The sequence below is a fragment of the Scandinavium sp. genome (assembly GCF_036271055.1).
Lineage (GTDB): Bacteria > Pseudomonadota > Gammaproteobacteria > Enterobacterales > Enterobacteriaceae > Scandinavium.
In genome coordinates this window covers 132,523-144,732 of sequence record NZ_DATBBJ010000099.1, presented here as the reverse complement: position 1 = coordinate 144,732, position 12,210 = coordinate 132,523, and the positions used below count along the sequence as shown (strand labels likewise).

Annotated in this window: 9 protein-coding genes; 1 reads left to right on the top strand and 8 read right to left on the bottom strand. The window is 55.9% G+C overall.

The genetic code is table 11. The features are described 5' to 3' along the window. Positions 1–15: 15 nt before the first annotated feature. The 5 genes from glgA to asd form a co-directional block, all read right to left on the bottom strand. Complete coding sequence (gene glgA, locus VH187_RS20700; protein ID WP_329703319.1) at positions 16–1,449, bottom strand: glycogen synthase GlgA; 1,434 nt, start codon at positions 1,447–1,449, stop codon at positions 16–18. Between the two features lie 11 nt (positions 1,450–1,460). Continuing rightward, a complete protein-coding gene (glgC, locus tag VH187_RS20695; protein ID WP_329703318.1) occupies positions 1,461–2,744 on the bottom strand; it encodes a glucose-1-phosphate adenylyltransferase in 1,284 nt (427 codons plus the stop codon). Positions 2,745–2,766: 22 nt separating this feature from the next. Beyond that, positions 2,767–4,755: a glycogen debranching protein GlgX gene (glgX, locus tag VH187_RS20690; RefSeq protein ID WP_329703317.1), complete on the bottom strand. Its 1,989-nt coding sequence runs from the start codon at positions 4,753–4,755 to the stop codon at positions 2,767–2,769. Beyond that, positions 4,752–6,938 carry a 1,4-alpha-glucan branching enzyme gene (gene glgB, locus VH187_RS20685; RefSeq protein ID WP_329703316.1) on the bottom strand — a complete coding sequence of 729 codons (2,187 nt, stop codon included), beginning with the start codon at positions 6,936–6,938 and terminating at the stop codon, positions 4,752–4,754. The genes glgX and glgB overlap by 4 nt, the downstream gene beginning before the upstream one ends. A 246-nt stretch (positions 6,939–7,184) precedes the next feature. Next, positions 7,185–8,297, bottom strand: coding sequence for an aspartate-semialdehyde dehydrogenase (gene asd / locus VH187_RS20680; protein WP_329703315.1), 1,113 nt, complete (start codon positions 8,295–8,297; stop codon positions 7,185–7,187). A gap of 208 nt (positions 8,298–8,505) precedes the next feature. Here asd and VH187_RS20675 point away from each other — a divergent pair, with 208 nt between their 5' ends. After that, positions 8,506–9,099, top strand: coding sequence for a YhgN family NAAT transporter (locus VH187_RS20675; RefSeq protein WP_329703314.1), 594 nt, complete (start codon positions 8,506–8,508; stop codon positions 9,097–9,099). 79 nt (positions 9,100–9,178) lie between these two features. On the opposite strand, the gene gntU is transcribed toward VH187_RS20675, so the two are convergent. The 3 genes from gntU to gntR all read right to left on the bottom strand — a co-directional run bounded on the left by gntU (position 9,179) and on the right by gntR (position 12,175). Beyond that, a complete protein-coding gene (gntU, locus tag VH187_RS20670) occupies positions 9,179–10,519 on the bottom strand; it encodes a gluconate transporter (protein WP_329703313.1) in 1,341 nt (446 codons plus the stop codon). After that, complete coding sequence (gene gntK, locus VH187_RS20665) at positions 10,519–11,049, bottom strand: gluconokinase (protein WP_329703312.1); 531 nt, start codon at positions 11,047–11,049, stop codon at positions 10,519–10,521. The genes gntU and gntK overlap by 1 nt, the downstream gene beginning before the upstream one ends. Before the next feature lie 130 nt (positions 11,050–11,179). Further along, positions 11,180–12,175 (bottom strand): gluconate operon transcriptional repressor GntR, encoded by a 996-nt coding sequence (gene gntR, locus VH187_RS20660; protein WP_329703311.1) that lies wholly within the window; start codon positions 12,173–12,175, stop codon positions 11,180–11,182. Between the last annotated feature and the right edge of the window lie 35 nt (positions 12,176–12,210).

The window sequence follows — 12,210 nt, the reverse complement described above, 5'->3', positions numbered from 1 at the left end:
CCAAGGGTCCTGTGATTACATCAAGCGTTGATAAAGCTCGCGGTAAGACGTCGCCGCGACTTGCCAGCTAAAATCCATGCTCATCGCCTGACGCTGTACATAACGCCAGAGCGAAGGGCGTGACCACAACACGAAAGCACGCCGGATAGCCCTAAGCAGCGACCAGGCATTACTGTCTTCGAATACAAAACCGCTGGCGATGCCGTCGGCCAGGTTTTCCAGCGAACTGTCAGACACCGTATCCGCCAGCCCGCCGGTACGACGCACCAGCGGTAACGTGCCGTATTTCAATCCGTAAAGCTGTGTGAGCCCGCAAGGTTCAAAGCGGCTCGGCACTAAAATTACATCAGCCCCGCCCATGATGCGGTGCGAGAAGGCTTCGTGATAACCAATCTGTACGCCCACCTGCCCAGGATGTTCAGCCGCGGCGGCCAGGAAGCCCTCCTGCAACACCGGGTCGCCCGCGCCCAGCAGCGCCAGTTGACCGCCCTGCTCAAGCAAGCCCGGCAGCGCTTCCAGTACCAAATCCAGCCCTTTTTGGCTGGTCAGGCGACTGACCACCGCGAACAGCGGCACTTTTTCGTTGACCTTCAGCCCCATCGCAATTTGCAGCTGGCGCTTGTTTTCGGCTTTCTCTTCCAGCTGCTCGCGGTTATAGCGCGCGGCCAGCAGCAGGTCGTTTTCCGGGCTCCAGATTTTCGGGTCTACGCCGTTAAGAATACCCGATAGCCGCCCTTCCTGATGACGCTGACGCAGCAGCCCTTCCATACCGTAGGCAAACTGCGGCTCGGTAATTTCCCGCGCATAAGTCGGGCTGACCGCCGTGATGTGATCGGCGTAATACAGCCCGGCTTTGAGGAACGAAATCTGCCCGTTAAACTCCAGCCCGTGCATGTTATAGAACGACCATGGCAGGTCGATTTCATTCATGTGATGGGCGTAAAACATCCCCTGATAAGCCAGGTTATGTACTGTAAATACGGACTTTGCTGGATGGCCCCGCGCCGCGAGATACGCGGGAGCCAACCCCGCATGCCAGTCATGGGCATGCACAATTTCCGGACGCCAGAACGGATCCAGCCCTACAGCCATTTCAGCGCCTACCCAGCCGAGCAGCGCAAAACGCAGCACGTTGTCGGTGTACGCGAACTGGTTCGTGTCGTGGTACGGGCTTCCTGGACGCTGATAAAGGTGTGGGGCATCAATCAGATAGATACCCACGCCATCATAATGGCCGAACAGTAGCGTAATCGGTCCGGCGAAAGTGTCGCGACGGGTCACGACCTGTGCATCCGTCACGCCGCGGCGAATATCCGGGAACGCTGGCAGCAAAACGCGGGTGTCCACGCCATCGGCAATTTGCGCCGCCGGTAACGCGCCTATCACATCTGCCAGACCGCCGGTTTTCAGCAGCGGGAACATCTCTGAACATACATGTAAAACCTGCATTATCGCTCCTGTCAGCCCTGCAGTTTGCGCAGCATTTCACGCGTTACCAGCACAATACCTTCCTCGGAACGGTAGAAACGACGCGCGTCCTCTTCCGCATTTTCCCCAATGACCATGCCTTCAGGTATGACGCAGGCGCGGTCAATAACACAACGGCGCAGACGGCAAGAGCGTCCAACCCAGACATCCGGCAATAGCACTGACGAATCAACGTTACAAAACGAATTTATCCGCACACGCGGGAACAGCACCGACTGTACGACCACCGAACCTGAGATGATGCAGCCGCCGGACACCAGCGAGTTCAGCGTCATACCATGGCTGCCGGAACGGTCCTGCACGAACTTCGCAGGGGGCAGCGACTCCATGTGTGTGCGAATCGGCCAGTCCTGATCGTACATATCCAGTTCTGGCGTCACCGACGCAAGGTCAAGGTTCGCTTTCCAGTACGCTTCAAGTGTTCCCACATCACGCCAGTAGGGTTCGGCTTCCGGGTCTGACTGCACGCAGGACAGTGGGAAAGGATGTGCATACGCCATGCCAGCTTTGACGATTTTCGGGATGATGTCTTTGCCGAAGTCATGGCTGGAGTTCGCGTCTTCGTCGTCGTCGGCCAGCAGCTCATAAAGATAATCAGCATCAAAGATATAAATGCCCATGCTGGCGAGCGCTTTGCTGTCATCGCCCGGCATGGTCGGTGGCTTAGCCGGTTTTTCGACAAAATCGACAATCTTGTCTTCGTTATCCACCGCCATCACGCCAAACGCGGTTGCTTCAATAAGGGGCACCGGCATACAAGCGACGGTGCAACGTGCGCCTTTTTCGACGTGGTCAATAAGCATCCGCGAGTAGTCTTGCTTGTAGATATGGTCGCCCGCGAGGATCACGATGTATTCGGCTTTGTAGCGGCGAATGACATCCAGGTTTTGCGTGACCGCATCCGCCGTGCCGCGATACCAGTTTTCACCGCTGACGCGCTGCTGAGCAGGTAGCAAGTCGACGAACTCGTTCATCTCTTCGCTGAAAAAAGACCAGCCGCGCTGGATGTGCTGCACCAGCGTATGCGATTGATATTGGGTAATGACGCCAATACGGCGAATACCTGAGTTAATGCAGTTAGATAAGGCGAAATCGATGATGCGGAACTTACCGCCGAAGTGCACCGCGGGTTTGGCACGGGTCGTGGTTAAGTCTTTCAGTCGGGTTCCGCGCCCACCAGCGAGGATCAGCGCCACCGATTTGATCGGCAATTGGCGCGCTAACATCAGAGGATCGTTCTTTTCAAGTCTAACCATGATTAACTCCTTTTCTCGCTCGTTACACTTCAGAGCGGACCTTTTCGAATACGCACACTCCGTGCGCGGGCCCATGCCAGACAGCCAGGATGACCGGATTATCCTCTCCGGCGAATGGAGGAATGGCGCGCCACTCCCCTTCAGGTAAAGCAATATCGGTGACCTCCGACGAGGCATTGAGCGTAATCAGCCAGCGCTCCGAAAGCAGGATTTGCATCCTCGGATAGCCGTGCTGCCACTCCTCTGCGCTCAGCGGTTGCGCGTCCTTGTTAAGCCAACAAACGCTGCCGTCATTCTCTTGCCACCAGCGATCTTCTGTCAGTGCAGGGATCTGCTGGCGTAAATGAATGAGTGCGGCGGTAAAGGTCGTCAGGCCCGCGTTGGCCTTTTCCCAGTCGAGCCAGGTTAAGGCGTTGTCCTGACAATACGCATTGTTGTTGCCGTGCTGGCTATGACCGTGTTCATCTCCGGCCAGTAGCATCGGCGTCCCTTGTGACAGCAGCAGCGAAGCCATCAGGGCATGGACGCTGGCGCGCCGCCGCTCAATCACATCAAGACTGCCGTCTAACCCTTCTATACCATGGTTGTAGCTATGGTTATTGTTAGTACCGTCGCGGTTTTCCTCACCGTTCGCTTCATTGTGTTTCTGATTGAAACAAACGCAGTCGCGCAGGGTAAAACCGTCATGCGCCGTCACTAAATTGACCGACGCAGAAGGCAGACGCCCATTGCGCTGGAACACGTCGCTGGAGGCGGCAAAGCGGCTGGCAAATTCGCCGAGCGACAGACTTTGCTGGAGCCAGAAACGACGCGTTGCATCGCGGAAATGGTCGTTCCATTCGGCGAACAGCGGCGGGAAGTTCCCGACCTGATAACCGCCGTCACCGATGTCCCACGGTTCCGCAATCAGCTTCACCGCGCTCAAATGCGGATCGTTTTTGATCGCCTCAAACAGCGGTGCGTCCTGCCGAAACGTTGGCGTTCGGCCCATGACCGACGCCAGATCAAACCGGAAGCCATCAACGTGACACTCGTCGACCCAAAAACGCAGGCACTGACGGGCGTATTCCACTGAGCCTGGCGTATTGAGATTCAGGGTGTTACCGCAGCCGGTCCAGTTGTGGTAATCGCCATCGTCCCTTATCCAATAATAGCTACGGTTGTCGATTCCGCGCAGGGAGAAGGTCGGGCCATCGAGATCGATCTCCGCGCTGTGGTTGAGCACAATGTCGAGGATCACCTCAATACCTGCGGCATGCAGCGCCTTCACCGCATCGCGGAATTCGTTCAGCGCAGTGCCTGGCGACACCGCATAACGCGGGTCGACGGCAAACATCGCCAGCGGGTTGTAGCCCCAATAGTTGGTTAGCCCGAGCCGCTGCAAACGCGGTTCGCTGGCGAAATGCGCCACCGGCAGCAGTTCTAACGCAGTGATGCCGAGCTTTTTGAAATACGCAATCATCAGCGGGTGCGCGAGCGCTTTGTACGTCCCGGCTTGCTCTTTTGGAATGCCAGGATGCAGATACGTCAGCCCTTTGACGTGCGCTTCATAAATAATCGAGTTGCCCCACGGCGTGCGCGGTGGCGCATCGTTTTCCCAGTTGTAGTGCAAATCCACGACGACCGAACGTGGCGCTACTGCCGCGCTGTCGCGGTTGTCTGGCTGGTCATGACCACCGTGCAGGATCGGATCGTCCTGCGCTTCGCCATCAACACGATATGCGCACGGGTCGAGCAACAGCTTCGCAGGATTAAAGCGATGCCCTTGCTGCGGATCCCACGGACCATGAACGCGAAAACCGTAGCGCAACCCCGGACGCGCATCAGCCAGATATCCGTGCCACACGTCGTCGCTGTGGCCCGGTAAATCCTCGCGATGCTCGTTGCCTTGTTTATCAAACACACAGAGTTCAACCCGCTCCGCATGAGCGGAGAAAAGGGTAAAGTTTACGCCTTTGCCGTCGTAGCTTGCGCCGAGCGGCGCGGGTTTGCCTGCCGTGAGTTTACTCATTCCCCCTCCCGAATCAGCCAGATGGTGGACAGCGGCGGCAGCGTCAGAGCAAGCGAGTGCTGTCGGTTATGGCTCGGGATTTCATCGCTGTGAACAGTGCCCGCATTCCCGGCATTACTGCCGTGGTAGTGCATCGAATCGGTGTTCATCACTTCTCGCCAGCGGCCCGGCTGATTGATACCAAACCGGTACTCATGACGCGGAACCGGCGTGAAGTTACTGGCGACAATGATTTCGTTGCCCTGCCGGTCACGGCGCACAAACACAAACACGGAGCGCTCATGGTCATCGACCACCAGCCACTCAAAGCCGTAACTGTCGTAGTCCAGTTCGTGCATCGCTTTGTGGTGGCGATAGGTCAGGTTCAGGTCGCGCACCAGGCGCTGCACGCCGTGGTGCCAGTTATCGCCGCCATTGAGCAGATGCCAGTCGAGGCTGGCGTCGTGATTCCATTCACGGCCCTGAGCAAATTCGTTGCCCATAAACAGCAGTTTTTTACCCGGGAACGCGTACAGCCAGCCGTAGTACGCGCGAAGGTTGGCAAACTTCTGCCATGCGTCGCCCGGCATACGGTCGAGAATCGATTTCTTGCCGTGCACCACTTCATCGTGCGACAGCGGCAGCACGAAGTTTTCCGTGCCGTTGTAGAGCATGCCAAACGTCAGTTTGTCGTGATGATGCTTGCGGTAAACCGGGTCGAGCTTCATGTAATCGAGCGTGTCGTGCATCCAGCCCAGATTCCACTTGTACCAGAAGCCGAGGCCGCCCATATCTGGAGGCCGCGATACGCCCGCAAAATCGGTGGACTCTTCCGCCATGCTCACCGCGCCCGGCACCTGTTCGCCGAGAATGCGGTTGGTGCTACGCAAAAACTCAATCGCTTCGAGGTTCTCGCGCCCACCGTGTTCGTTCGGCACCCACTCGCCCGCTTTACGGCTGTAGTCGCGGTAAATCATCGACGCGACGGCATCCACACGTAACGCATCAATGCCGAAACGCTCAATCCAGTACAGCGCGTTGCCGACAAGATAGTTCTGCACTTCGCGGCGACCATAGTTGTAAATGAGGGTATTCCAGTCCTGATGGAAGCCTTCGCGCGGGTCGCTGTGTTCGTACAGCTCGGTGCCGTCGAATTTCGCCAGCGCAAAATCGTCCGAAGGAAAATGGCCTGGCACCCAATCCAGAATGACGTTCAGCCCGGCGGCATGCGCGGCATTGATGAAATAGCGGAAATCTTCGCGAGTGCCAAATCGGCGCGTCGGCGCGTAAAGGCCGGTGGGCTGATAGCCCCAACTGCCGTCAAACGGATGCTCGTTTATCGGCAACAGTTCAAGGTGCGTGAAGCCCATCCATTTGGCATACGGCACAAGCTGGTCTGCCAGCTCGCGATAGCTCAGCCAGAAGTTGTTGTCGGTATGGCGACGCCAGGAGCCAAGATGCACTTCATAGATGGCAATCGGTGCATCGAAATTATTGGCCTGTTTGCGGGATTCAGGCTGCTCGATTTTTTCCGGCAGGCCGCAAATCAGCGACGCCGTTTCCGGGCGCATCTGCGCTTCAAAGGCATACGGGTCAGCTTTGATACGCAGTTTCCCATGCGCATCGATCATCTCGAATTTATACAGCTGACCGTTGTGCGCGCCGGGAATAAACAGCTCCCAAATGCCCGATTCTGCACGCAGGCGCATCGGATGACGGCGACCGTCCCAGTAGTTGAACTGCCCGACCACCGACACGCGTCGCGCATTCGGGGCCCAAACAGAAAACCGCGTGCCGGTGACGCCGTCCATCGTATCGGCGTGCGCGCCCAGCGTTTCATAAGGACGCAAATGCGTGCCTTCTGACAACAGCCAGGCATCCATCTCTTGTATCAATGGGCCGAAACGGTAAGGGTCATCAATCAGATTTTGTTGTCCATGCCAAAGCACAGCCAACTGATAGCGGAAGGGATTTTTACGGCGCGGCATCAGGCCGCAGAAAAAACCGCGCGAGTCGAGGCAGTCAAGCTGGCCGACTTTACGCCCGGTTTTGGGTTCGATGACCCACACTTCGGTGGCGTCAGGCAACAAGGCGCGAACTTCCAGTCCTGCGTCGGTGCAATGCATGCCAAGCACGGAAAAGGGATCCGCAAAATGGCCGGCGATTAGCGCATTAATCACGTCTTTCTCAATACGATCGGACATGCTATTCATCCTGTTATAGGTGTCGCTGTTTCCAGTACATGTAGCGACTTTTTTTGACCTGAACGACGCAGCACGTTTGCTTCCTCTTCTGCGCCATCCCACCTTCAGGGAAAAACTTCTCCCTTAAAGCATAGCCAAGGCTTTACATGACTCCCGGTAAAAATTCAGGCATACGCATTTACTCCTTGTATTACGTATAAAGTGACAGGCGTAAAAAAGGGGTGACTCAGCACCCCTTTTTGATTTTTAAGATAAACTCCGCAACATTCGGCGAAGCGGCTCAGCGGCCCCCCAAAGGAGTTGGTCGCCGACAGTGAAGGCGGAAAGGTACTCCGGCCCCATGTTCAGTTTACGCAAACGCCCTACCGGCGTGGACAGCGTGCCGGTGACCGCCGCAGGCGTCAGTTCACGCATCGAAATTTCGCGATCGTTAGGGATGACTTTGGCCCACGGGTTGTGCGCCGCCAGCAGTTCTTCCACGGTCGGGATAGAAACGTCTTTCTTCAGTTTGATAGTGAAGGCCTGGCTGTGGCAGCGCAACGCGCCGATACGCACACACAGACCGTCAATCGGGATAATGCTTTGGCGGGGACGGGCGAGAATTTTGTTGGTCTCGGCCTGGCCTTTCCACTCTTCACGGGTCTGACCGTTGTCGAGCTGTTTGTCGATCCATGGGATAAGACTTCCGGCAAGCGGTACGCCGAAGTTATCAACCGGTAAATCGCCGCTACGGGCAAGTCCGGTGACTTTGCTTTCGATATCGAGAATGGCCGAAGCCGGGTTCGCCAGCTCATCCGCCACGTAATTGTGCAGCGCGCCCATTTGGCTCAGCAGTTCGCGCATATGACGCGCGCCGCCGCCGGAAGCCGCCTGATAGGTCGCCACAGAGACCCACTCGACCAGGTCTTGTGCGAACAGGCCGCCGAGAGACATCAGCATCAGGCTGACCGTGCAGTTACCGCCGACAAAGGTTTTTACGCCGTTATTGAGGCCGTTGGTAATGACATCCTGGTTAACCGGATCCAAAATGATAATAGCGTCATCTTGCATACGCAGCGACGAGGCTGCGTCAATCCAATAGCCTTGCCAGCCGCTTTCACGCAGCTTTGGATAGATTTCATTGGTATAATCGCCGCCCTGGCAGGTGACAATGATGTCGAGCGCCTTCAGCGCCTCCAGATCAAAGGCGTCTTGCAACGTTCCTGGGCTTTGAGTGCCGAACGCAGGCGCCGCTTGACCAAACTGAGAGGTGGAGAAGAAGACCGGGCGGATGGCGTCAAAATCGCGCTCTTCTACCATGCGTTGCATGAGGACAGAGCCGACCATTCCGCGCCAACCGATAAAACCAACATTTTTCATAGCGTGTTTTCCTGCAAAGGTATGTGCTGTTGTGCTGGCCCCGTTTTCCATCAGTGAAGGCAGGGCATCCCTCACATTACAAAATGCAGCCAAAGTCGCAAGTGAAAAAAATCAATGATTCGTCAACATTAAGTAAAGCAACTTATTTAACGCGTTCATTTTTAACGCGTATGCAAAATTTGAATCACAATTATCAGGGAACTATGCAATGAGTGAAATCCTTTCCGCGGCGGTTTTATTGATCCTGATTATGGATCCACTGGGAAATCTGCCGATTTTTATGTCGGTACTAAAACACACGGAACCCAAGCGCCGCAGGGCGATCATGATACGTGAGCTATTAATCGCACTGCTGATAATGCTCATTTTTCTCTTCGCAGGAGAGAAAATTTTAACCTTCCTGAACCTGAGCGCAGAGACCGTTTCTATCTCCGGCGGCATCATTTTGTTCCTGATCGCCATAAAGATGATTTTTCCCGGCAGCGAAGGCGGCAGCAACGGTTTACCCGCGGGAGAAGAGCCGTTTATTGTGCCATTGGCAATCCCATTGGTAGCCGGGCCGTCACTGCTGGCAACGTTGATGCTGTTGTCGCATCAGTACCCGAATCAAATGAGTCATTTGGTTATCGCATTGATGCTCGCCTGGGGCGGCACGGTGGCAATCCTGTTGCAGTCTGGGCTGTTTTTGCGCCTGCTCGGCGAGAAAGGGGTTAACGCGCTGGAACGCCTGATGGGGTTGATTCTGGTGATGCTCGCTACCCAGATGTTCCTGGACGGTATTCGGGTGTGGATGAAGGGATAAAAAAAGCCGGGTGGCGATAACGCCCTACCCGGCTTTTTTATTATGTCGCCCGGCAAGCAACGCGCCGCCGGGCGAACAATCAGCTCAGCAATGAAAACGCAATCATCCCGACAATCGCGCCGACGGTGCCCAGAATGGTTTCCATCAGCGTCCAGGTTTTCAGGGTTTGCGCTTCGGTCGCGCCGGTAAATTTACCGAACAGCCAGAAGCCTGCGTCATTCACGTGACTCACCACAATCGAACCGCCCGCGATACAGATAGAGAGTGCTGCCATCTGTGCGCCGCTGTAATGCAGGGGTTCAATCACTGGCATCACCAGGCCGACAGCCGTTAAACACGCTACCGTCGCGGAACCCTGAATGATACGCACCGCAGCTGCCAGCACGAAACAGGTAACCGCGATAGGCAGACCCATACCGGTCAGTGCTTCACCAAGCGCCGGGCCGACTCCGGAATCCACCAGCACCTGTTTGAAGACGCCACCCGCACCGATCACCAGCAAAATGATGCCCGCCGGTTGCAGTGCCGCACCGCAGATTTCCATCACGCGGTCTTTCGGCATGCCCTGACGCATCGCCAGGCCGTAAATCGCCACCAGACACGCCACGAGAATGGCGGTAAACGGATGGCCGATAAACTCGAACCACTCATAGGCCGATGAGCCCGGTGCCACAAAGCGCGCGGCGATAGTTTTCAGGCCAACCAACACCAGCGGCAGCAGGATCAGCGCCAAGCTGAAACCAAAGCTCGGCATTTTGCCTTCGCCGAGATGCGGCTCGGAGATATCGTCCGGGATGTGCAGCTCAACGTAACGGCTGATGAAATTGCCCCACAGCGGCCCGGCGATAATCATCCCCGGAATCGCCGCGCACAGGCCAATCAAAATCATCCAGCCGAAATCAGCGTGCATTTGCGATGCCAGCAGCATCGGCGCAGGCCCCGGCAGCAGGAACGCGGCGGCGGCGGCAACCCCCGCAAACAGCGGAATAACCAGTTTGACGAGGTTCGTTTTAGTATGACGCGCCATCGAGAACGCGACGCTAATCAGCAGCACAATCGCCACTTCAAAGAACAGCGGCAGCGCACAGATAAGCCCTGCGAGGCCTATCGCATAATGCGCGCGGCTGTGCCCGAAGGACTTCAGCATTTTCACCGCAATCTGATCGACGGCCCCCGTCTCATGCAAAATCTTGCCGAACATCGCGCCGAGCGCGACCACAATCGCGAGGAAGCCGAGCGTGCCACCCATCCCTTTTTCCATGGTTGCCGCGATTTTATCGAGCGGCATCCCGGAGAACAGCCCTGCGCCTATAGATACCACCATCAAAGCAACGAAGGCGTGCATACGCGCCTTCATCACTAAAAACAGCAGCAGCAAAACGGAGCCGACTGCTGTTAAAACAAGCGTTAATGTACTCACTACTTACTGCCTTTGTTGATTAACTCAATGGTGCTGGCGACAACGCCGTCCAGCGACTGGTCGATGTCGACCACTAACACGTCGGACTCGTCCGCGCCCGGCTCTTGCAGGGTTTCGAACTGAGTCACCAGCATCTGAGTTTTAAAGAAGTGACCTTTACGCGCTTTCAAACGGCTTTCGATAACCTCGAAATCGCCTTTCATGTAGATAAAGGAGAGGTTCGGATTGCCTTCACGCAGAATGTCGCGATAGCTTTTTTTCAGTGCAGAACAGACGATCAGCGACACTTTATTGGTGCGTTGCATCGCGAAAGCGGCATCGTTCAGAGCCTGAAGCCAGGGTTTACGGTCATCATCATTCAGCGGTTCGCCGGAAGACATTTTGACGATATTGCTGCGCGGATGGAGGAAGTCGCCGTCAAGAAACGCGGCATGAAGCTGATACGCCACTTCGCTGGCGACGGCAGATTTGCCACTGCCAGAGACGCCCATCAGAACGTAGACATGGTGATCATGGTTAGTCGTGCTCAAAGCGTTGCTCCCACAAGTCAGTTTGTTACGGGTAACTGTTATCGGTAACATTGTCCTGCCGGACTCGTGGATAAGCAATAACCACTCCGCCGATAAACTGAGTTGTGTGATCTACTTCAAATTTGTCGGTTTAAATAGATCCACCCGGTGACAATGTGAAACCTAAATCTAACATCTTAGGTGTAACAATTTCACCACGGATGCGCGCCAGCAGGCGTTCTGCGCCAATGCGCCCCATTCGTTCACGCGGGGTCAACACGCTCGCCAGACGCGGTTCCATCACCTGACCAATGTCGTGGCCGTGGAAACCGGCAATCGCCATATCGTCGGGGATTTTCAGACCCAGACGCTGACATTCAAATGCCGCACCGACCGCCAGATCATCGTTGGTACAAAAAATACCGTCGAGCTGCGGATATTCGCGACGCGCCTGACGCATCAGTTCAATGCCGGAAGAGTATGACGACGACTGTTCAACCATCACGCTGTATGGCGTTAACCCGCCCTCACGCATTGCCTGCTCATAGCCCTGCTGTTTGATGATAGTACGTTCGTCGAGGCGTGCGCCGAGATAAGCAATGTGACGGTGACCGCGAGAGATAATGGTGGCCGTCATCTGGCGTGCGGCTTCAAAGTTGTCGAATCCCACGGCGATATCGATGCACGGCGACTGGCTGTCCATCAATTCCACCACCGGAATACCGGACACTTCAATCATCTTGCGGGTGCGCGCGGTGTGGTTGCGCTCAGAAAGGATCAGGCCGTCGATGTTCCAGGAGAGCATGGATTCCAGACGCTCCTCTTCCATTTCCGGCTTGTAGCCGTAGTGGGCGAGCATGGCCTGGTAGCCATAGGCATCGGTCACGCTTTCAATGCCTTTCAGCACTTCGGCGAACACCTGGTTGGTTAAGGAAGGAAGAAGAACGCCAATCGCGCGGCTGGTGGAATTAGAAAGAATATCCGGGGCGCGGTTGGGAATGTAACCCAGTTCATCCAGGGCGATGGCAATTTTGCCACGCAGCGCTTCGGACACCTGTTCCGGATTACGCAGAAAACGGCTGACCGTCATTTTGGTCACGCCGACGCGGTCGGCCACATCCTGAAGTACGGGTCTTTTCTTTTTCATCGTCCAGAGGCTGATAAAGGGGGAGACATTTCATC